This window comes from Buttiauxella sp. JUb87 (assembly GCF_004361975.1).
Lineage (GTDB): Bacteria > Pseudomonadota > Gammaproteobacteria > Enterobacterales > Enterobacteriaceae > Buttiauxella > Buttiauxella ferragutiae.
Map to the genome: position 1 here is coordinate 123,137 of NZ_SNVY01000003.1, position 21,956 is coordinate 145,092.

The window sequence follows — 21,956 nt, forward strand, 5'->3', positions numbered from 1 at the left end:
TTTAGAATATAGACTGAGGCATCGCCCCATCACCAGGCGGACCTTAACTAAGAGAGAGCTCTATGAATCCTGAGCGTTCTGAACGCATTGAAATCCCCGTATTGCCGTTGCGCGATGTGGTGGTTTATCCGCACATGGTAATTCCACTGTTTGTCGGGCGAGAAAAATCCATTCGTTGCCTGGAAGCGGCCATGGATCATGATAAAAAAATCATGCTGGTGGCGCAGAAAGAAGCCTCGACAGATGAGCCAGGTATCAATGACCTGTTCTCAGTGGGGACCGTGGCATCCATCCTGCAAATGCTGAAACTGCCAGACGGCACCGTTAAAGTGCTGGTTGAAGGGTTACAGCGTGCGCGTATTACCACGCTTTCTGACAACGGTGACCATTTCTCAGCCCAGGCTGAGTACCTGAATTCGCCAGCTATCGAAGAGCGCGAACAGGAAGTGTTGGTACGCACCGCAATTGGGCAGTTTGAAGGCTATATCAAACTGAACAAAAAAATCCCGCCAGAAGTGCTGACATCGTTGAACAGCATTGACGATCCTGCGCGTCTGGCAGACACCATCGCGGCCCACATGCCATTGAAACTGACTGACAAACAGTCCGTTCTTGAGATGTCCGATATTAACGAGCGTCTTGAATATCTGATGGCCATGATGGAGTCAGAAATCGATCTGCTGCAGGTTGAGAAACGTATTCGCAACCGTGTTAAAAAGCAGATGGAAAAGAGCCAGCGTGAGTACTATCTGAATGAGCAAATGAAAGCCATTCAGAAAGAACTCGGCGAAATGGACGACGCTCCAGACGAAAATGAAGCGCTAAAACGCAAAATCGACGCGGCTAAAATGCCGAAAGAGGCGCGTGAAAAAACCGAAGCGGAACTGCAAAAACTGAAAATGATGTCGCCAATGTCTGCGGAAGCAACCGTAGTTCGTGGTTATATCGATTGGATGGTGCAGGTACCGTGGAATGCGCGCAGCAAAGTGAAAAAAGATCTGCGTCAGGCGCAGGAAGTCCTCGATACCGATCATTACGGCCTTGAGCGCGTGAAAGATCGTATCCTGGAATACCTCGCAGTCCAGAGCCGCGTTAACAAGCTCAAAGGGCCAATCTTGTGCCTGGTTGGGCCTCCAGGTGTAGGTAAAACCTCACTGGGTCAGTCCATCGCTCGTGCGACTGGACGTAAATATGTGCGCATGGCTTTGGGTGGCGTACGTGACGAAGCTGAAATTCGTGGCCACCGCCGTACCTATATCGGTTCCATGCCGGGCAAATTGATTCAGAAAATGGCGAAAGTGGGCGTTAAAAACCCATTATTCCTGTTGGATGAAATCGATAAAATGTCCTCAGACATGCGTGGCGATCCGGCATCTGCACTTCTGGAAGTTCTTGATCCAGAACAGAACGTGGCGTTCAACGACCACTATCTGGAAGTAGATTACGATCTGAGCGACGTGATGTTTGTAGCAACGTCAAACTCCATGAACATTCCGGCACCGCTGCTGGATCGTATGGAAGTGATTCGTCTGTCCGGTTACACCGAAGACGAAAAACTGAACATTGCTAAACAGCATCTGTTGACCAAGCAAATCGAACGTAACGCATTGAAGAAAGGTGAGCTGACGGTTGAAGACAGCGCCATTAGCGGCATTATCCGTTATTACACCCGTGAAGCGGGTGTGCGTAGTCTGGAACGTGAAATCTCCAAACTATGCCGTAAAGCGGTTAAACAGCTACTGCTGGATAAAACGCTCAAGCACATCACCATCAACGGCGATAACCTGAAAGATTTCCTTGGCGTGCAGCGCTTTGACTATGGCCGTGCAGAGAGCGAAAACCGTGTAGGGCAGGTAACAGGCCTTGCGTGGACCGAAGTAGGTGGTGATTTACTGACCATTGAAACCGCATGTGTGCCGGGCAAAGGCAAATTAACTTACACCGGTTCTTTGGGTGAAGTTATGCAGGAATCTATCCAGGCTGCGTTGACCGTGGTGCGTGCGCGTGCAGAGAAATTGGGCATTAATGCTGATTTCTACGAAAAACGCGACATCCACGTTCACGTACCGGAAGGTGCAACACCGAAAGATGGCCCAAGTGCGGGTATTGCGATGTGTACTGCGCTGGTATCTTGCCTGACAGGTAACCCTGTTCGTGCAGATGTGGCGATGACCGGTGAAATTACGCTGCGTGGTCAGGTTCTGCCAATCGGTGGTTTGAAAGAAAAACTGCTCGCGGCACACCGTGGTGGAATTAAAACTGTTCTGATTCCGGATGAAAATAAACGTGATCTGGAAGAGATTCCTGACAATGTTATCGCCGATCTGGATATCCATCCGGTGAAGCGCATCGAGGAAGTTTTGGCTCTTGCATTGCAAAACGAACCCTACGGAATGCAGGTTGTAACTGCAAAATAGTGACCTGACGCATATTCGGTCAATAAAATCAGAGCTGGCTGGTGAATTGTCACTTGCCAGCTTTTTTTTGTATCGCTACTTTAGACTGCTGGTGAGGCATGTCCTGAACAACGGGTGTTGTAAGGGCATGACAGGCCTGATATAACTGCTGCGCGGTCGCACTTTGAAGGATATCTGGTGCGATATAAATTATAAAGAGAGGAAGAGAAGAGTGAATAAATCTCAACTGATAGACAAAATTGCCGCAGGTGCTGATATTTCTAAAGCCGCGGCTGGACGTGCATTAGACGCTGTGATTGCTTCTGTTACCGAATCTCTGCAGTCCGGGGAAGACGTGGCACTGGTTGGCTTTGGAACTTTTGCTGTTCGTGAACGTGCTGCCCGTACTGGCCGTAACCCACAAACAGGTAAAGAAATCACCATCGCGGCTGCAAAAGTACCAGGCTTCCGTGCTGGTAAAGCGCTGAAAGAAGCTGTTAACTGATATATCGCGAGCCCTAACCTGCGTGATTCGGGTTGAATGATGACGGGGATATAGGGCAAGTCGAGTAAAGTTAGGTCAGGGCGCATCGTTAGATGTGCCTTTTTTTATGGCTGATGCCTAATTTTGCGCATGTTTGATGATTTGAACCCATTTTCTTGTCACAATACCCGCTTGCACACAGCGGCACAGCAGTACGCATATTCAGGGATGCCCATTTAGCGGCTGCGCTGGGTTTACCATTCACACTACAGTGGAGTGTTGTTACACCATGATGGACAATTTACGTACGGCGGCAAACAGCCTCGTAATCAAGATAATTTTCGGCATCATTATCGTGTCATTCATTTTGACTGGCGTGAGTGGCTACCTGATTGGCGGTAGTGCCAACTATGCCGCAAAAGTGAATGGTCAAGAAATCAGCCGTGGTCAGTTTGAAAACGCCGTTGCTAGCGAACGTAATCGTCAACAGCAGCAACTGGGCGAACAGTACTCTGTGCTGGCTGGCAACGAAGGCTACATTAAGCAGATGCGTCAGCAGGTGCTGTCACGCATGGTTGATGAAGCGTTAATGGATCAATACGCCAAACACCTTGGCCTTGGTATCAGCGACGAACAAATCAAACAAGCCATCTTTAAAGAGCCGGCATTCCAGAACAACGGCAAGTTTGATAACGCGCGTTATACCTCCATCCTCAACAACATGGGCATGACACCCGATCAATACGCGCAGGCACTTCGCAATCAACTGACCACTCAGCAACTGATTAACGCCGTCGTTGGCACCGATTTCATGCTGACCGGTGAAACTGATGAGCTGGCAGCCCTGGTATCACAGCAGCGTGTCGTTCGTGAAGCCACAATTGATGTGAACGCACTGGCTGCGAAGCAAGAAGTTACCGAGCAGGAAATTAACTCCAGCTACGAGCAAAACAAAAACAACTACATCGCTCCTGAGCAATTCCGGGTCAGCTACATCATGCTTGATGCGGCGTCTCAGAAAGTGGAAGTCGCAGATGCTGATATCCAGTCGTACTACGACCAGCATCAGGACGAGTTCACTCAGCCTCAGCGTAATCGCTACAGCGTGATTCAGACCAAAACTGAAGCCGAAGCTAAAGCGGTTCTTGATGAGCTGAGCAAAGGTGCTGACTTTGCTGCACTGGCTAAAGAAAAATCTGCGGACATCATCTCTGCACGTAAGGGTGGTGACATGGGTTGGCTGGAGCCAGGAACTACACCGGACGAGCTGAAAAATGCAGGTCTGAAAGATAAAGGCCAACTTTCTGGGGTAATCAAATCTTCTGTTGGTTTCCTGGTGGTTCGTCTGGATGATGTTCAACCTGCGCAAACCAAACCGTTGTCTGAAGTTAAAGATGCGATTGCGGCGAAAGTGAAACAAGAGAAAGCGGTAGATGCATACTACGCGCTGCAACAGAAAGTGAGCGACGCGGCAAGCAACGATAACGAATCTCTGGCAAGTGCTGAAAAAGTCGCTGGCGTTAAAGCGGTTGAAACCGATTGGTTTGGCCACGATAACCTACCCGCTGAGCTGAACTTCAAACCGGTTTCAGATGCTATTTTCAATGGTGCTCTGGTCGGTGCTAACGGTACGCCAGGAAGCAACTCTGACATCATTACCGTTGAGGGTGACCGTGCTTTCGTGGTGCGTGTAGCAGAACATAAAGCAGAAGCAATTAAACCGTTAGCTGAAGTTCGTGAGCAGGTTATCGCACAGGTTAAACACCAAAAAGCTGAGCAACAAGCGAAGCTGAATGCAGATAAAATCCTGAACGAACTGAAACTGGGTAAAGGCGACGAAGCGATGAAAGTTGCAGGTTTGAGCTTCGGTTCCGCAAAAACGCTGGCGCGTACTGGCCAGGACCCAATCAGCCAGGCTGCTTTCACTCTGCCATTACCAGCTAAAGACAAGCCTTCCTTCGGCGTGGCTAACGACATGCAGGGTAACGTTGTTCTGTTAGCGGTCGATGAAGTTAAACCCGGTGATATGCCAGCTGAGCAGAAAAAAGCAATGGTACAAGGTATCACCCAGAACAATGCCCAAATTGCTTTCGAAGCGTTGATGACCAATCTGCGCAAAGAAGCCAAAATCAAGATGGGCGACAGCATCGAACAGCAGTAACGTTCTTCGGCGTTGCTCGCACTCCAGTGCAACGCTCTGCAACATTCAAAGGCCGCTTTCGCGGCCTTTTCCACATTTGAAGATTGCCATTTGCCCCTGTTTTTCCCTCCCGTTAAGGTTAATTCGCTGTCAACACACAAGGAGGAACAGCATGAAAACAGGAATCAAAAGCGGAATGAAAGCAGTCTGCATTGCGGTAGCTCTTATCGGTGCCAGCGCGTGCTCTCTGGCTACAGCAGCACCGGCTGTCGTCAAAAATGAAGCGGCTCAGCAACAAAGCGATAAAACCCCAGCCGCACCTGTCACCACCGCGAAGCAAGGTGATGCCGACGATGGCGTAGTAAGTATTAACACTGCCAGTGCAGAAGCTATGGCGCAGGCGATGAATGGTGTGGGGCTGAAGAAAGCTCAGTCGATTGTAAGCTATCGTGAAGAGTACGGCCCATTTAAGGCGATTGAGCAATTACAGGAGGTGCCAGGGATTGGCAGCGCGTTAGTCGAACGCAATCTGTCTCGCATTAAGCTCTGACGCATTAGCCCCGTTACTCGCATACGTTAAAAAGTTTGCTATGCTAAATGACAGGTCATACCAGTTTGGTGTGGCCTGTTTACTTCACCTGATGACCAAAACTAAAAATAGGGTTTTAGCGCTATGCAAACACAAATCAAAGTTCGGGGTTACCATCTTGATTTCTATCAGCATGTTAACAATGCCCGCTACCTTGAGTTCCTTGAAGAAGCCCGCTGGGAAGGGCTGGAGAACGCAGCGGGTTTCCAATGGATGACGGCCCACAACATTGCGTTCATCGTGGTAAACATCAATATTAACTACCGCCGTCCGGCAGTGCTTGGTGATGTATTACGCATTGAAAGCTCCCTGCAACAACTCAATGGCAAAAGCGGTGTTTTAAGCCAGGTGGTTAAACTTGAGCCTGAAGGCGAGGTTGTGGCGGACGCGCTGCTGACATTCGTGTGTATCGATTTGAAAACTCAGAAGTCGGTGCCGCTGGAAGGAGAACTGCGCGAGAAGTTAGTACAGATGATGGAATAACTGATGGGGCGTGGCAAAACCACGCCCGCTGAATTACTTCAGACCCGTTTTCTGCTTCATGGCCGCCATGACCGCAGATTTATCTGCCAGGTAATGGTTTAACCCGTTAGCCCGCAGGTTGCAGGCCGCACACTCACCGCAGCCATCCCCCTGAATGCCGTTGTAACAGGTCAGGGTTTGCTGGCGTACCAAATCCAGTTGCTGCCAGTAATCTGCCAGCGCCCAGGTTTCTGCTTTATCCAGCCACATCAGTGGCGTTTCAAAACGAATATCCCGCGCCATACCGAGGCTGACTGCATGATTGAGCGCTTTCACGAATTCATCGCGGCAATCCGGGTAACCTGAGAAATCAGTTTCGCAAACGCCGGTAATCACCGCTTCCGCTTCAACCTGATAGGCATAAATCGCGGTTAGCGTCAGGAACAGAATATTACGACCGGGTACGAAAGTGCTTGGAATGCCATTTTCTGTCGGATCGTAATTGGGCACCGGGATGCTGTCACGCGTCAGGCTGCTGACAGCCAGTTCGTTCAGCAAAGTGACATCGAGAACTTTATGCGCACGCGCGCCCAGTTTCAGAGCAAGCTCACGGGCAACGTCAATCTCAGCACGGTGGCGCTGGCCATAATCAAACGTCACACAGTGGACTTCATCATACTGTTGTAATGCCTGAATCAGGCAGGTTGTGGAATCCTGGCCACCACTAAAGACGACAACTGCACGTTTCATGTGTAATCCTGTTAAACAACTAAAAATATATGGTAACGCGTGGGCGTATGGCTGCCCAGCTCCTTGACGCCATTGTTTTCAAACCATGGTCGGTGGCGGTAACCACGCCTGAGTAAAATCGAACCAACCCCAGGCGTTCAATTCAATGCCATTTACACCTGGCGGCGCACTAATCTGGTAACGGTAATTAAACAGTGGCGACACGATGGCATCGCGCATTAATGCGCTGAACACTTCTTGCAAACCTGTATTGCGGGCATTTTCGTCGGGGTGGATTTGCACGGTATCGAGTGTTGCCTGCAAATGGGTGTACTGGTTTTCAGTCAGAACCGCAGGCCACAGCACATCGCTGCGTAACCACTGCTCCAGCGTGTAGACCGGTGCCTCGCCAATTAACCGGTCGCCCATCATTAAATCAGCTTCAGCTAACGCATCACACCCGGTCCAGTTTTTCGCGTCGTGGAAGACTAGCGTTAATTCACAACCTAAGGCAGCAAGAGATGTTTTAAGCTGCTGGGCCATCACGTGCAATTCAACCGGCAAATGATAAAGCAGCGTCACTTGTGGCGGCAGCGCAACCGCGTCGCACTGAGTCCACTCGGGAATTTTCCAGCCGGGGATCATCTCAACGCTTGGCATGATCAGCGATTCATCGACGGGCAGGCTGGCGATCAACTGTTGCTGGTGGATTACCTGCATCAGAAAGCGCGCCTGCTCTGGCGACAAGTTGCTGTTTTGCTTCACCGCCAGATAACAAAAGCCGAGGCTGATGCTATTGCTGACAGGGCGAAGATGGACCAGTTCATCTTGTTGCCCAATGGCAATTTGCACCGGATGGCGGCAACTGGTGCCCAGTTCGGTGTCGAACAATTGTGGGGTAATCCAGTATTCCACTGCTTTGAGTAACGGATGGCCGAGATGGTAAGACTCAAAGCTCTCGATGCGTACCAGATTCTCTTTATAGCTGCTGATGCGAAATGGCCCGCAGCCGATTTGGTCATCTTCTGGGTGGGCCAGGCGGCTGCAATAACTCGCCAGCCGATGAGCCAGCCAGTAGTCGGGGCTATGCAGCACAAAACGGATGCATTGCGTATGGGCGAGCTCAATGCTTTTCACGCTGACAAACAGATGCCGCATTGCCGGAAGTGCCAACAGCATCATTAAACGTTGCTGTAATTGCGTGCTTTCCACTGGCTCGCCGTTGTGCCAGTGAAGTGTGGAGCGAATAAAAAAGTTCCAGTTCAGGCCGTCTTCGGAGACTTCCCAATGATGAGCAAGGTCAGGTTGTGGGAGCGTGCCAGAGGAGGTGAATCGGGTGAGGCCAGCAAAGATTTGCCCAGCTAAATGCTGCTCGGCACGACCTGGCAGAAAACCCGGCTGCAAAGGTTCTAGCGGACGATAATAGGGAATACGTAGCGTCGGCGTATCATTTTGCCACTGCCCACCTAAAAATGGTTGCAGCAAATGGCGCAGTTGTTCCGGTGCGATCTGCGCCAGTTCGAGCGCATTCTGATGCTGTCCTTTGTGCAACACCTGTTCCATCATTCCTGAACGAACGCTTTCCGGCGTCACCAAAAATGTCAGGGTGCCGCGTTTCCCGCGCCCGGACTTCGCCTCCCAGGTTAACCACCCCGCATCCTGTAGCTGATTGAGCAACGTTCGCACATGGCGTTCACTGCAAAAACAGCGAGCGGCCAAATCCGCTACGGTGACGTGTTGAATTTCCCCCGCCGAGGGTTGCCACAAACGTTGAAATTGGTTGAGTCGATTGAGTAGTCGCATAGTTAAACCCGGAACAATTTTAAAAAAGTATTCACTATTAGTTCCGTATATACCAGGTGATACTGCCAGCTGTGTTTTAGTCGTCACAAATCGGGGTAAACATGGCTCGTCTGGCTGCATTTGATATGGATGGTACGTTGTTAATGCCCAATCATCTTTTGGGCGAAGAAACGGTGCGTACCCTAAACCGGTTGCGCGATGAACGCCAGATGACACTCGCATTTGCCACGGGTCGCCATGTGCTGGAAATGCGCCATGTCCTGAACAAACTCTCACTGGAAGCGTTTTTGATAACCGGCAACGGGACACGCATTCACTCAACGGAAGGCGAACTTCTGCACCGCCAGGATCTTGCAGCAGAGGCAGCGGAAACCGTGATTCACGGGCAGTGGGAAACCCAGGCTAGCCTGCACGTGTTTAATGACACCGGCTGGTTAACGGAATATGCAGTTGGGGAAATGCTCAACGCCCACGTTTACAGCGGCTTTAGCCCGAAAATTGTTGATGTAAAACGCATCCCTTCTGATGAAGTGACGAAGACCTGTTTCTGTGGCCCGCACGATGACCTGCTACGGCTGAAAGTTCAACTGGAAGAGGCGCTGGGTGACCGCGCGTTTCTCTGTTTCTCGGCGGTAGATTGCTTAGAAGTGTTACCGGTGGGCTGCAACAAAGGCTCGGCGTTGAAGGTATTAAGTCAGCATCTTGGCCTGACGATGAAAGATTGTATGGCATTTGGCGACGCGATGAACGACCGCGAAATGCTCTCAAGCGTGGGTCATGGATTAATCATGGGCAACGCGATGGCACAACTGAAAGCAGATTTACCGCATTTACCTGTTATTGGTCATTGCCAAAAACAGGCCGTTTCTCATTATTTGACTCATTGGCTTGATACACCAAACCTCACTTATTCCCCCGAATGATAAGGCATTAAGCCAGCCGGGCATTAGCCCGGCTTTTTTTTCGTTATTGCCTGAATAATTCGTCACTGATCCCCTGTCGACAAATTCTCGCTGAGATAATCCAGTTGCTCATTTAACCACGCATTAACGATAGCTGTTGAGGCTTTACTGGCATCGCTGGCGGTGAATTTTCGCTCTGTTTGTAGCCACTCCATCGTCGCTTTACTTGCCGGATCTATCGCGATAAGTAGCTGTTCACGTTGCACCTTTGGCCAGCTTTTGTCATCCCATTCGCTAATTCTCTTCTCAGGGGATTCCTGCGATTGACCTTCAATTGGCTTAAGGAAATCGGTGGGTGAGAGCGTTGCACGCAGCCGGAGTATCGCCCAATCCGCATAGCTGGCATAACGAATGGTACCCGAATTTGGGTACGCAGCACTCATGACTGGATCGAGGATTTTATTAAGCTGCTTCCACGCAGGTAGTTCAAAAAGATTGCCTTGCGGTGGGCAGATAGGGGCCTGGCTATCGCGAGAGGAACCCCATAATGCCCCAAAAGCGCGATAAGCCGCATCGCCCTGGCGGCTAAAAACAAAGCAATGAACATCAGGGCGGGGAGGGACTTCATCATACCTGCCCTGCTCAATGGTCATGCGCAGAAAGGTCAGTACGGCAACGTTCTTGCTGGTTTTAGGATCGTTCTCAATATCTTTCAGCAATGAGGCTGCAAAGTCGTTCTGTTTATTTAACGCGGTGACCGCAACCTGGTGGCGTTGTTTCGCTTCTTCCGCCGTGACGCCACTGGTGGGTTCAAAACGATTGAGGTAGACCAGCCATGCGGAGGCAAGCGGGCCACGATACTGCTTCAACTGATAAGCGGCATTTGCCGGATCGGCAGGAATACTGGCAATAATCGCGTCGAGTTGAGTTTCCGCCTGTTGCGTTGTTGCTTGTAGACTGGATTTACGCTGGTTAAACAGGTTTTCCAGGCAAGCCGCATCGGCGTTACACGCATCGCGTTCTTTTAGCCAGCTACGCTGGTTTTTGCGTAACTCACTTGCCCCTTCATCAGACAGGTTCGCCATTGCCGTTTGGTATTTTTCATTGAGAGTACTGTCGAGCTGGCTCAGTGTTTCGTTATCACAAATAGCGTGTTCGATGGCCGTTGTCGCTTTGCTGCAATCGAACGAGGCCGCATGTGTTGAATGAACCACGAAGAAGCCTGCCAGGCTGAGACTCAGTAACAAACGCCGGTCAACTAACCGGCGTGGAAAGCGAAGAGAAGCGTGAATATGCACAGTGAGTTCCTTTCAGTGTCCTTTTTGGGGAGAACAATAATACCTCACTTCTCGCCTGTGGATTCTATTGTGCAGCCACCTGTTTGTGAATTTCAGCCATCCACGGCGCAACATCGCCGATGTTCGCCTTCACCCAATCCGCGTTGTAATAGGTTTCCAGATAACGTTCACCGCTGTCACAAAGCAACGTCACAATAGAACCGGTGCGCCCTTCATCACGCATCCGTGCGGCAAGCTGCAACACACCCCACATATTGGTGCCGGTCGATGCGCCGACTTTACGGCCCAGTATCGTTTCCAGCCATTGCATCGTGGCAATACTGGCCGCATCAGGGACACGCATCATTTCGTCGATAACATCCGGGATGAACGATGGCTCGCAGCGTGGGCGGCCAATCCCTTCAATTTTACTGCCGATAGCACTGCGCAGGCTGCAATCGCGGTTCTGCCAATAATCCATGAACACTGAATTTTGCGGGTCGACAACCGCCAGTTGCGTCGGATACCCCAGGTAGCGCAAATAACGGCCAATCGTTGCGGAAGTGCCGCCGGTACCGGCGCTCATCACAATATACTCAGGCACTGGATTAGGCTCATGTTCCATCTGGCGGAAAACACTGTCGGCAATGTTGTTATTGCCACGCCAGTCGGTGGCGCGTTCGGCGTAAGTAAACTGATCCATATAATGGCCGTTCAGTTCGCGAGCCAGCGTTTCAGAAGCTGCGTAAATTTCGCAGGCGTTTTCCACGAAATGGCAGCGGCCACCATAAAACTCAATTTGTTCAACCTTACGTTTCGCCGTGTAGGCGGGCATCACGGCGATAAAAGGCAGCCCTAACAAACGGGCAAAATAGGCCTCTGAAACAGCGGTAGAACCGGAAGACGCCTCAATGATGGTGGTGCCTTCTTTAATCCAGCCGTTACACAAACCATATAAAAACAGCGAACGGGCAAGACGATGTTTCAGGCTACCTGTTGGATGCGTACTTTCATCTTTCAGATACAGCTGAATACCGGGAAAACCAGGCAGCGCCAGGCGAATTAAATGTGTATCGGCGGAACGTTGGTAATCGGCGTTAATTTCGCTTATTGCGTGGTTTACCCAGATGCTGGTCATGTTGTTGTCCGTATGAATTTTCGTTTGTCTATTTGTGCCTAGAGTAATGCAAAAATGAGATAAAAAAGTTGCCTTTTAGCCTGTCAGGAACGTTCAATGGAGAAAAAATTTCTCCCGGAGGTCGCCATGTTAGATAAAATTGACCGCAAGCTGCTATCCTTGCTGCAAAAAGACTGCACCCTCTCTTTGCAGGCACTCGCTGATGCCGTTAATCTGACTACCACACCCTGCTGGAAACGCCTGAAACGGCTGGAAGACGACGGCATCATCCGCGCCAAAGTTGCGTTATTAGACCCGGAAAAACTCGGCCTCGGTCTGACAGCATTTGTGTTGATAAAAACCCAACACCACAGCAGTGAGTGGTACTGCAAATTTGTTTCTGTCGTGGAGCAGATGCCTGAAGTGCTCGGTTTCTGGCGCATGGCGGGGGAGTACGACTACCTGATGCGTGTACAGGTAGAAGACATGAAACGGTACGATGATTTTTACAAACGGCTGGTGAATGGTATTCCTGGTTTAACCGACGTGACTTCGAGTTTTGCCATGGAACAGATAAAATACACCACGGCCTTGCCACTGGAACGCTAAGTTAGGTTCTCCGGCCTCAATAGCATTTCACTAGTATTTCTCAGGAATTTGACTGCGTGCGATTATTTGCTCAATTAAGCTGGTACTTCACCCGCGAATGGCGACGCTATCTCGGGGCTGTCGCCTTGCTTATTATCATTGCTATCTTGCAACTTGTGCCGCCAAAACTGGTGGGCGTAATTGTCGATGGTGTGACTCAACAGCGCCTTTCTGGCAGCGACGTGCTGATGTGGATTGGCGTGATACTGGTTATCGCGGTGATCGTCTACATCCTACGTTACGTCTGGCGCGTGCTGTTGTTCGGGGCAAGCTACCAGCTTGCCGTTGAATTGCGCGAAGATTATTACCGCCAGTTGAGCCGCCATCATCCCGAGTTTTATCTACGTCACCGCACCGGTGACTTAATGGCACGCGCGACAAACGATGTTGATCGCGTGGTTTTTGCTGCAGGTGAAGGCGTGTTAACGCTGGTGGATTCGCTGGTGATGGGCTGCGCGGTATTAATCGTGATGTCGACGCAAATCAGCTGGGAGTTGACGCTGCTCGCGCTGTTACCTATGCCAGTTATGGCGCTGGTCATCAAACGTTATGGCGACCAATTACATCAACGCTTCAAACTCGCCCAGGCCGCATTCTCAACGCTAAATGACCGCACGCAGGAAAGTTTATCCAGCATCCGCATGATTAAAGCCTTTGGTCTTGAAGACCGCCAATCCGCGCTGTTTGCCGCTGAAGCTAAAGATGCTGGCGAGAAAAACATGAAAGTGGCGCGGGTGGATGCACGCTTTGATCCGACGATTTATATCACCATCGGCACCGCAAACCTGCTGGCGATCGGCGGCGGCAGTTGGATGGTGATTCAGGGTTCGCTCACCCTTGGGCAACTCACCAGCTTTGTGATGTACCTCGGCCTGATGATTTGGCCGATGCTGGCGCTGGCGTGGATGTTCAATATTGTTGAGCGCGGCAGTGCGGCGTACAGCCGAATTCGCAGCATGCTCTCCGAAGCGCCGTCAGTCACCGATGGCACCAAAGAAGCGCCAGCCGGTCGCGGTACAGTTGAAGCGAATATCCAGGCGTTCCACTATCCGCAAACCGCACGCCCGACACTTGAAAATGTCTCCTTCAGCTTAAAACCAGGCGAAATGTTGGGGTTATGTGGCCCAACGGGCGCCGGGAAAAGTACCATTCTGTCCTTGCTCCAGCGTCATTTTGACATCGACCAGGGTGAGATTTGTTTCCATGGTATTCCGCTGGTGCAGATGCAGCTCGACTCCTGGCGTAGCCGTCTGGCGGTGGTCAATCAGACACCATTCTTGTTCTCTGACACGGTGGCCAGCAATATTGCTTTGGGCAAACCGGGCGCCACGCAGCAGGAAATTGAACATGTTGCCAGGCTTGCCAGCGTTCATGACGATATTCTGCGTTTACCACAAGGTTACGAAACTGAAGTCGGTGAGCGTGGCGTGATGCTATCCGGCGGCCAGAAACAGCGTATTTCTATCGCTCGTGCATTATTGCTTGATGCAGAAATCTTGATCCTCGACGACGCGCTTTCTGCCGTTGACGGGCGTACCGAGCACCAAATCCTGCATAACCTGCGCCAGTGGGGCGAAAACCGCACCGTTATTATTAGCGCGCACCGTCTGTCGGCTTTGACCGAAGCCAGTGAAATCCTCGTGATGCAGCACGGGCATGTTGCCCAACGCGGCAATCACGATGTGCTGGTAGGGAAGTCTGGTTGGTATCGCGACATGTATCGTTATCAACAACTGGAAGCGGCGCTGGATGATGCGCCAGAAACGACGGTAGACGAGGAACCTGCCAATGCGTAAATCCATACAGCAATGGCCAACCATCAAACGCCTGCTGGCATATGGCTCACCGTGGCGTAAACCGCTCGCAGGGGCGGTAGTGATGTTGTGGATTGCGGCGGCTGCCGAAGTCAGCGGCCCGATTTTAGTGAGTTATTTTATTGATAACATGGTGTCTGAGCATCGCATGCCGATTGCGGCGGCAGCGGGGCTAGGAACAGCCTACCTGTTGCTGTCAATTTCGGCGGCGACGCTGCATTACTGGCAGGCTTTATTATTTAACCAGGCCGCTGTTGGCGTAGTACAAAAGCTGCGTACTGACGTGATGGATGCCGCATTGCGCCAGCCACTGAGTACCTTTGATACCCAGCCGGTTGGGCAATTAATTTCCCGTGTTACCAACGACACCGAAGTCATTCGCGATCTCTACGTGACGGTCGTTGCGACAGTATTGCGCAGTGCCGCACTGATTGGCGCGATGCTGGTGGCGATGTTCAGCCTCGACTGGCGCATGGCGTCGGTGGCGGTCTGCATCTTCCCGGCGGTGATCATCGTGATGTTTATCTACCAGCGTTACAGCACACCGATTGTGCGCCGGGTGCGTAGCTATCTGGCGGATATCAACGATGGCTTTAACGAAGTGATTAACGGGATGAGCGTCATCCAGCAGTTCCGCCAACAGGCAAGATTTGGCGAGCGGATGGGGGCGGCGAGCCGTTCGCACTATTTAGCGCGGATGCAAACCTTGCGCCTCGATGGTTTTTTATTACGACCGTTGTTGAGTCTGTTTTCCGCAATGGTGCTGTGCGGCTTGCTGATGCTGTTCGGTTTCACCTCAGTTGGCACCATTGAAGTTGGCGTGTTATACGCGTTTATTAACTATTTGGGGCGTCTTAACGAGCCGCTGATTGAACTCACCACGCAACAATCGATGCTGCAACAGGCAGTGGTGGCAGGTGAACGCGTGTTCGAATTAATGGACGGTAAGCGCCAGGATTACGGCAACGATACTCGTCCGCTGGAAAGCGGCCATATCGAGGTGGATAACGTCTCTTTCGCCTATCGCGGTGACCGTCTGGTATTGCAGGATATTCACCTTGATGTCCCGGCGCGTAGTTTTGTGGCGCTGGTGGGACATACCGGAAGTGGGAAAAGTACCCTCGCAAACTTGTTGATGGGCTATTACCCGCTGACCAACGGTGAAATTCGTCTTGATGGCCGCCCTCTGGATACGCTGAGCCATAGTGTGTTGCGCCAGGGTGTAGCGATGGTGCAACAAGATCCGGTGGTACTGGCGGACTCTTTCTTTGCTAACGTCACGCTAGGGCGCGACATCAGCGAAGCGGCGGTCTGGCAAGCGCTGGAAACGGTGCAACTGGCAGAACTGGCTCGCACCATGAGTGATGGCATCTACACGCGGTTGGGCGAGCAGGGCAATAACTTGTCTGTTGGTCAGAAGCAATTACTGGCTCTGGCACGCGTGCTGGTGGATGCACCGCAGATTTTGATCCTCGATGAAGCAACAGCAAATATCGACTCCGGCACCGAGCAGGCCATTCAACATGCGCTGGCCGCGGTGCGTGAGCACACCACGCTGGTGGTGATTGCTCACCGTTTATCGACTATTACCGATGCCGATACCATTCTGGTGTTGCACCGTGGGCAGGCTGTTGAACGTGGTACGCACAGTGAATTGCTGGCAGCACAGGGCCGTTACTGGCAGATGTACCAGCTGCAACTGGCAGGTGAAGAATTAGCCGCGGCAACTCGCGAAGAGCCTGCCACCGCTTGATGCACCAAAAGCACGCATAAATCCAATGGGTATCTCCATTGGTGCAGAAGCGAAACGCACCATGCACTGAAATGGTGCGTTTTTATTACCTAAGAACTTTCTTAATCCCAGTCATCGTTATTCCTTCCCCATCAACCCTTATTCGGCGCGGCTTAACGCGTTGAAAAAACCTGTTTTTCATTTTTGGCATGGCCTTTGCTTTATGTAATCAGTGTTGCAAGGGCAATTACCCAATTCTGACTGGAGGGGATCTATGAAGCTGGTTACCGTGGTGATCAAACCGTTCAAACTCGAAGATGTACGCGAAGCGCTGTCTTCAATCGGTATTCAAGGGCTGACTGTTACCGAGGTTAAAGGCTTTGGCCGCCAGAAAGGTCACGCAGAGTTGTACCGCGGTGCTGAGTACAGCGTCAATTTCCTGCCTAAAGTGAAAATTGATGTGGCAATTGCCGATGATCAACTTGATGAAGTGATTGATGTCATTAGCAAAGCTGCCTACACCGGCAAGATTGGCGATGGCAAAATTTTTGTTGCTGAACTGCAACGCGTCATCCGCATTCGTACCGGCGAAGCCGACGAAGCTGCACTGTAATCGTCTTGCCACTCGTGAAAGGGATGGAAAAAATGAAGAAATTAGCCTCTATCTTAGGCGTTGTAGCCCTGGCACTTGCGCCATCAATCGCGCTTGCGGCACCCGCTGTGGCCGATAAAGCAGACAACGCCTTTATGATGATTAGCACCGCATTGGTGCTGTTTATGACAATACCTGGGCTGGCGCTGTTTTACGGTGGCCTGATTCGCTCCAAAAACGTGCTGTCGATGCTGACTCAGATAACGGTCACGTTTGCGCTGGTTTGTGTGCTGTGGGTGGTTTATGGCTATACCCTGGCCTTTGGCTCCGGTGGCAGCTTCTTTGGTAACTTCGACTGGGTATTGCTGAAGAATATTCAGCTCACCGCGTTGATGGGCTCTTTCTACCAATATATTCATGTGGCGTTCCAGGGTTCCTTCGCCTGTATCACCGTGGGCCTAATTGTTGGAGCGCTGGCTGAACGTATTCGCTTCTCAGCGGTGCTGATTTTCGTCGTGATTTGGCTGACGCTCTCTTATGTGCCGATTGCCCATATGGTGTGGGGTGGTGGCTTACTGGCAACACACGGTGCAATGGACTTCGCGGGTGGTACTGTCGTCCATATCAATGCCGCGGTTGCGGGCCTGGTAGGTGCTTACCTGATTGGCAAACGTGTTGGCTACGGTAAAGAAGCGTTCAAACCGCACAACTTACCGATGGTGTTTACCGGTACTGCGATCCTCTACTTCGGCTGGTTTGGCTTCAACGCCGGTTCGGCAAGTGCTGCAAACGAAATCGCCGCTCTGGCCTTTGTGAACACGGTTGTTGCAACTGCCGCTGCCGTCCTCGGCTGGGTATTTGGTGAGTGGGCATTGCGTGGCAAACCTTCTCTGCTGGGCGCGTGTTCCGGTGCCATTGCAGGTCTGGTCGGTATCACTCCAGCGTGTGGTTATGTTGGCGTCGGCGGTGCACTGATTATCGGTATCGTAGCGGGTCTGGCCGGTTTGTGGGGTGTGACGCTGCTGAAAAAATGGCTGCGTGTCGATGACCCTTGTGATGTGTTCGGTGTCCACGGCGTGTGCGGTATCGTAGGTTGCATCATGACCGGTATCTTTGCCGCAACTTCACTGGGTGGTGTGGGCTATGCACAAGGCGTGACCATGGGCCATCAAATCCTGGTGCAACTGGAAAGTATCGGGGTGACGATTGTCTGGTCTGCGGTAGCCGCGTTCATTGGCTTCAAAGTGGCTGACCTGACAGTTGGTCTGCGTGTACCAGAAGAACATGAGCGTGAAGGCCTGGATGTGAACAGCCACGGCGAGAATGCTTACAACGCATAAATGATTTCCCCCTCACCCTGGCCCTCTCCCCAGGGAGAGGGGATAACCGGTGTTTTCTCTGACTTTCTCCCTCTCCTCAGAGAGAGGGGATAACCGGTGTTTACTCTGACCTTCTCCCTCTCCTGGGGGAGAGGGGCGGGGTGAGGGCGAGCCAATCTTAACCTCGCTTACGCATAACCCCCTCTTGCACCGTAGACGCCACCAGCACGCCATCGCGTGAATAGAATTCACCTCTAACAAAACCGCGCGCACTAGAAGCCGAAGTACTCTCCACGCTGTAAAGCAGCCAGTCATTCATATCGAACGGGCGGTGGAACCACATCGAATGATCGATTGTCGCCACCTGCATGCCCGGCTCCAGGAAACCGACGCCGTGAGGCTGAAGGGCGACGGGCAGGAAGTTAAAATCAGAGGCGTAACCCAGCAAGTACTGATGGACGTGTAACTCGGTTGGCATTTTCCCGTTGGCACGCATCCACACCTGGCGTACCGGCTCATCGACATGCCCTTGCATCGGGTTGTGGAACACCACCGGGCGGATCTCCAGCGGTTTTTCACAGAGAAACTTCTCTTTCAGGCTCTGAGGCAGCAGCTTTTCAAACGCCATGGCGATTTCTGTTTCTGACTTCAGGTTTTCCGGCGCAGGGGCTCCAGGCATAGCTTTTTGATGTTCAAAACCGGGTTCTGGCGCCTGGAAAGAGGCGGTCATATAGAAAATGGGTTTGCCATTTTGAATCGCCGCCACGCGACGAGCGCTGAAACTATTGCCATCACGCAGGGTTTCGACGTCATAAACAATCGGCTTTTGGCTATCGCCGGGACGCAGAAAATAACTGTGGAATGAATGCACCAGACGTTCAGCTGGCACGGTTTCTTTGGCGGCATACAACGCCTGGCCAACAACTTGCCCACCGAATACCTGACGTAAACCTAAGTCCTCGCTCTGGCCACGAAAAATACCTTCTTCAATCTTTTCCAGATTGAGTAATGCCAACAAATTGCTGAGCGCCTGACTCATAAAAGGTCCTCAATGGAATTAACAAAAATCGCGCAATTGGCCTGATTATAACAGGTTTCCTGTAATCGCCACTCAGTGGCCCGACCTGACGAAATGTCTTAGTTTTCAGAAAAAGTCAGAAGTTTGTGCCACACTTAGCATGATAAGTATATTTAACCACTCATTACTCGTGGGCCTGAAGCCTGCTGGTGCGTTGATAAAAGGAGAACAAATCAATGAAACTTGTGCACACGTTAAGTGGTTTAGCCATGGCAGTTGCGTTGACGGGATGCGCGCATAACAAAAGTGCTGACATCCCAACGCCAGCCCCAGCTGCGACGACGTCGTCAGCGGCAGCATTAGCACAATCTGATATTCAACAGCCGAATGTATCGGGGACAGTCTGGATTCGTCAGCGTATTGCGCTTCCGCCGGATGCGGTGCTAACGGTGACATTGTCTGACGCATCTTTGGCAGATGCTCCGTCAAGAGTGCTGTCGCAAAGAGCGGTCCGTACTGAAGGGAAGCAATCACCTTTCAGCTTTGTGTTGCCGTTTAACCCAGCGGATATTCAGCCTAACGCTCGCATCATCTTGAGTGCGGCGATCACCGTAAACAATCAGCTGATGTTTATCACCGATACCATTCAGCCGGTCATTAACAACGGTGGGACCAAAGCAGACCTGACCCTGGTGCCCGTTCAGCAAACGGCGGTTCCAGTCCAGGATAACGGTGGTGCGGTATCGACCGTTCCTGCGCCAACGCAGTACTGATACTAAGCATATAAGCGCCTCTGCGGAGGCGCTTGACGCTGATATCGTAGGTCGGATAAGCGCAGCGTCATCCGACACAACTGGCTAATCCCCTCACGGAGGCGCTGCTAGTAATTCCAGCGATAACGTTCCATCTCAATTTTCCCGTCCCCAGACACCATAATCCCTTCTGATAGCAAAGCTTGCCGCTGGCGCTGTAGATCCGAGCCGGTCAGCGAAATCGTGCCATGACGATTCACGACGCGATGCCACGGTAATTTACTGCCTTCAGGTAAGCGCTTGAGAACACCTCCGACTTGTCGTGCGGCACGCGGTGAACCCGCCAGGCGCGCCACATCGCCATATGTGGTGACGCAACCTTCAGGAATAGCGGCAATAATCTGATAAACACGCTGCGGGAATGAATCGTTGTTATCCATAGCAAACTCCAAATCAGGATGCCGGTAAGGATAATCGTCGTGTACTAAACTAGAAAGAAAAACTGGGGGTGCGCAAGAAAGCAACACCTGACCGCTCCTTGCTTGCAATTGCCGGGGGCAACATGGATAATGCGCCAGCGCGTTAGGTAACTAGCGCTCTCAATGGGGGCCCTGTTGGTTCTCCCGCAACACTAATTTGTGAATTCGGTCAGGTCCGGAAGGAAGCAGCCGCAGCAGATGACGTGTGTGCCGGGATGTAGCTGGCAGGGCCCCCACCCAATTCTGGGGTCTGCTAAACCACCGTTCTTCTTAGATATTCACTACCTGTTTGCGCAACACTCTCCCAAATCGGTTTTAATCGTTCCAGCGCGATGCGCATTTCCGTGGTTTCTAACGTAAACGGCATTCTTAAATAGCGTTCAAATGCGCCATCAATGCCAAAACGTGGCCCTGCGCCAATGCGGATGCCTTGCGATTCTGCACTTGCGGCAAACACCGTCGCCAATGGTTTTGGCAACTCAATCCACCACGATAATCCCCCTTGTGGCACCACGGTCAGTTTCCAGTCGGGAAACAGTTCTTTAATGGCTGCACCGCAGGCATCTCTGCGCTGGCGTAAAATTTCACGGCGTTGGGGTAAAAAGTTTTCAGCGTCGTTAAACAGGTTAATCGCGGCAAGTTGCTCAAGGATTGGCGAGCCTAAATCCAGCGAATCGCGGATTTGTATCAGCGAAGCAATGGTGCGTGTACTGGCGCGTATCCAGCCGAGGCGCAAACCACCCCAGAAGCTTTTTCCGGCGGAACCTAGCGTAATCACCCGGTCGGCATCATCAAAAGCGGCCAGTGGTGGCGGTGGTGGGGCGTCGTACCACAGGTCGGCCATGGTTTCATCGACCACTATTGTGGTACGTGTTCGGGCGGCAATATCAGCGATGGTTGCACGAGTTGTGGCATCCATACAGCAGCCGACAGGATTATGAAAATCGGCCAGCAAGTAGGCCAGCCGTGGCGAAGTTTGTGCAATGGTGGCTGCCATTCCTTCAGTGTCCCAACCTTGTTGTGTCAGGCTAACGGGAACAGCACGGCATGACGCTCCTTTAATGGCGGCGAGTGCCATCGGGTAAGTAGGCTGGTCGATGACCACGCGGTCGCCAGGGCCGGTTAACAAACGTAAGATCAAGCCAAAACCACTCAGCGCACCGTTGACGATCATAATCTGATCGGCGTCAGTTGGCAGCCCGCGGGCGGCATAGCGTTGCGCGATAATCTCACGCAGTTCAGGCAAACCCTGCTGGTTATAACCGGTCGTCGCTAAATGTTCTGGCAAGGCAATCAGTGCCTGAGCATAGGCCTGATGAATTTCTGGCCCGGCAGTGAGTGCCGCAGTGGAAAGATCTAATGTGGTCGCCCGGCCAGGAAGAGGAGAGACGGTTTGCCGCCCTTCCGGCAGCATGGTGACAGAACCTGAACCTTGTCGGCTTGCCAGATATCCTTCATCCCGCAACTGAGCCAGCGCGGTGGCGACCGTGGTACGGCTAATACCGAGTGCGGCTGCCAGTTCTCGCTCACCAGGCAGGCGGCAATCGAGCGGCAAGCGTCCATCCAGAATCAGCAACCGTAGCCCATCCGCCAGTTGGCGATAAACCGGGGAGCGCGGTAAATCCTGTTGCCAGTTTCCCAGCAATTTTGTCAGCGATGATGAACCGGTTCTGCGCTGTGTCATAGCAATCCACTTTGTATTA

The 21,956-nt window shown here is 51.8% G+C and carries 18 protein-coding genes, 1 other RNA gene and 1 pseudogene; 13 read left to right on the forward strand and 7 right to left on the reverse strand.

Annotated features, from left to right (window positions below; genetic code table 11):
• Nucleotides 1-62 precede the first annotated feature (62 nt).
• The 5 genes from lon to EC843_RS12710 all read left to right on the forward strand — a co-directional run bounded on the left by lon (nt 63) and on the right by EC843_RS12710 (nt 6,092).
• Nucleotides 63-2,417, forward strand: coding sequence for an endopeptidase La (gene lon, locus EC843_RS12690; RefSeq protein ID WP_064549120.1), 2,355 nt, complete (start codon nt 63-65; stop codon nt 2,415-2,417).
• A 211-nt stretch (nt 2,418-2,628) separates the two neighbouring features.
• The gene (hupB, locus tag EC843_RS12695) at nt 2,629-2,901 is read left to right on the forward strand and encodes a nucleoid-associated protein HU-beta (protein ID WP_034457998.1); all 273 of its coding nucleotides are present in this window, start codon (nt 2,629-2,631) and stop codon (nt 2,899-2,901) included.
• A 268-nt stretch (nt 2,902-3,169) separates the two neighbouring features.
• On the forward strand, nt 3,170-5,041 hold the full coding sequence (gene ppiD / locus EC843_RS12700) for a peptidylprolyl isomerase (protein ID WP_133522334.1): 1,872 nt from the start codon (nt 3,170-3,172) through the stop codon (nt 5,039-5,041).
• Between the two features lie 163 nt (nt 5,042-5,204).
• Entirely contained in the window at nt 5,205-5,570 is a 366-nt protein-coding gene (locus EC843_RS12705; RefSeq protein ID WP_133522555.1) for a helix-hairpin-helix domain-containing protein, read from the forward strand.
• Nucleotides 5,571-5,693: 123 nt separating this feature from the next.
• The gene (locus tag EC843_RS12710; RefSeq protein ID WP_064549116.1) at nt 5,694-6,092 is read left to right on the forward strand and encodes a YbgC/FadM family acyl-CoA thioesterase; all 399 of its coding nucleotides are present in this window, start codon (nt 5,694-5,696) and stop codon (nt 6,090-6,092) included.
• Between the two features lie 33 nt (nt 6,093-6,125).
• Here the strand turns inward: EC843_RS12710 and queC are convergent, their stop codons facing one another.
• Together queC and EC843_RS12720 are read right to left on the reverse strand one after the other, a co-directional pair.
• The gene (gene queC, locus EC843_RS12715; protein ID WP_064549114.1) at nt 6,126-6,821 is read right to left on the reverse strand and encodes a 7-cyano-7-deazaguanine synthase QueC; all 696 of its coding nucleotides are present in this window, start codon (nt 6,819-6,821) and stop codon (nt 6,126-6,128) included.
• 78 nt (nt 6,822-6,899) lie between these two features.
• The gene (locus EC843_RS12720; protein ID WP_133522335.1) at nt 6,900-8,603 is read right to left on the reverse strand and encodes an SgrR family transcriptional regulator; all 1,704 of its coding nucleotides are present in this window, start codon (nt 8,601-8,603) and stop codon (nt 6,900-6,902) included.
• Nucleotides 8,604-8,704: 101 nt separating this feature from the next.
• Here EC843_RS12720 and cof point away from each other — a divergent pair, with 101 nt between their 5' ends.
• Nucleotides 8,705-9,526: an HMP-PP phosphatase gene (gene cof, locus EC843_RS12725; RefSeq protein WP_064549111.1), complete on the forward strand. Its 822-nt coding sequence runs from the start codon at nt 8,705-8,707 to the stop codon at nt 9,524-9,526.
• Nucleotides 9,527-9,588: 62 nt separating this feature from the next.
• Here cof and EC843_RS12730 read toward each other — a convergent pair whose 3' ends face one another.
• Together EC843_RS12730 and EC843_RS12735 are read right to left on the reverse strand one after the other, a co-directional pair.
• Entirely contained in the window at nt 9,589-10,803 is a 1,215-nt protein-coding gene (locus EC843_RS12730) for a lysozyme inhibitor LprI family protein (protein WP_208111320.1), read from the reverse strand.
• Between the two features lie 64 nt (nt 10,804-10,867).
• Entirely contained in the window at nt 10,868-11,920 is a 1,053-nt protein-coding gene (locus EC843_RS12735) for a PLP-dependent cysteine synthase family protein (RefSeq protein WP_133522336.1), read from the reverse strand.
• Nucleotides 11,921-12,046: 126 nt separating this feature from the next.
• Between EC843_RS12735 and EC843_RS12740 the strand changes: the two genes are divergently transcribed.
• The 5 genes from EC843_RS12740 (at nt 12,047) to amtB (ending at nt 18,025) form a co-directional block, all read left to right on the forward strand.
• Nucleotides 12,047-12,508: an Lrp/AsnC family transcriptional regulator gene (locus tag EC843_RS12740; RefSeq protein ID WP_064549128.1), complete on the forward strand. Its 462-nt coding sequence runs from the start codon at nt 12,047-12,049 to the stop codon at nt 12,506-12,508.
• A gap of 56 nt (nt 12,509-12,564) precedes the next feature.
• The gene (locus EC843_RS12745) at nt 12,565-14,343 is read left to right on the forward strand and encodes a SmdA family multidrug ABC transporter permease/ATP-binding protein (protein ID WP_133522337.1); all 1,779 of its coding nucleotides are present in this window, start codon (nt 12,565-12,567) and stop codon (nt 14,341-14,343) included.
• On the forward strand, nt 14,336-16,114 hold the full coding sequence (locus EC843_RS12750; RefSeq protein WP_064549105.1) for a SmdB family multidrug efflux ABC transporter permease/ATP-binding protein: 1,779 nt from the start codon (nt 14,336-14,338) through the stop codon (nt 16,112-16,114). The genes EC843_RS12745 and EC843_RS12750 overlap by 8 nt, the downstream gene beginning before the upstream one ends.
• Before the next feature lie 253 nt (nt 16,115-16,367).
• Nucleotides 16,368-16,706: a P-II family nitrogen regulator gene (glnK, locus tag EC843_RS12755; protein WP_002891893.1), complete on the forward strand. Its 339-nt coding sequence runs from the start codon at nt 16,368-16,370 to the stop codon at nt 16,704-16,706.
• A 32-nt stretch (nt 16,707-16,738) separates the two neighbouring features.
• Nucleotides 16,739-18,025, forward strand: coding sequence for an ammonium transporter AmtB (amtB, locus tag EC843_RS12760; protein WP_133522338.1), 1,287 nt, complete (start codon nt 16,739-16,741; stop codon nt 18,023-18,025).
• Between the two features lie 157 nt (nt 18,026-18,182).
• Here the strand turns inward: amtB and tesB are convergent, their stop codons facing one another.
• Nucleotides 18,183-19,043 (reverse strand): acyl-CoA thioesterase II, encoded by an 861-nt coding sequence (gene tesB / locus EC843_RS12765; RefSeq protein WP_064549101.1) that lies wholly within the window; start codon nt 19,041-19,043, stop codon nt 18,183-18,185.
• Between the two features lie 215 nt (nt 19,044-19,258).
• On the opposite strand from tesB, the pseudogene EC843_RS12770 reads away from it, so the two are divergent.
• Nucleotides 19,259-19,771: pseudogene (locus tag EC843_RS12770) on the forward strand (YbaY family lipoprotein); the annotation flags it as partial.
• A gap of 131 nt (nt 19,772-19,902) precedes the next feature.
• Here the strand turns inward: EC843_RS12770 and EC843_RS12775 are convergent.
• Nucleotides 19,903-20,214, reverse strand: a complete 312-nt coding sequence (locus tag EC843_RS12775) for an MGMT family protein (RefSeq protein ID WP_133522339.1) — start codon at nt 20,212-20,214, stop codon at nt 19,903-19,905.
• Nucleotides 20,215-20,386: 172 nt separating this feature from the next.
• Here EC843_RS12775 and ffs point away from each other — a divergent pair.
• An RNA gene (gene ffs / locus EC843_RS12780) (signal recognition particle sRNA small type) lies at nt 20,387-20,483 on the forward strand.
• Nucleotides 20,484-20,506: 23 nt separating this feature from the next.
• Here the strand turns inward: ffs and EC843_RS12785 are convergent.
• On the reverse strand, nt 20,507-21,937 hold the full coding sequence (locus tag EC843_RS12785; RefSeq protein WP_133522340.1) for a PLP-dependent aminotransferase family protein: 1,431 nt from the start codon (nt 21,935-21,937) through the stop codon (nt 20,507-20,509).
• Nucleotides 21,938-21,956: the final 19 nt, after the last annotated feature.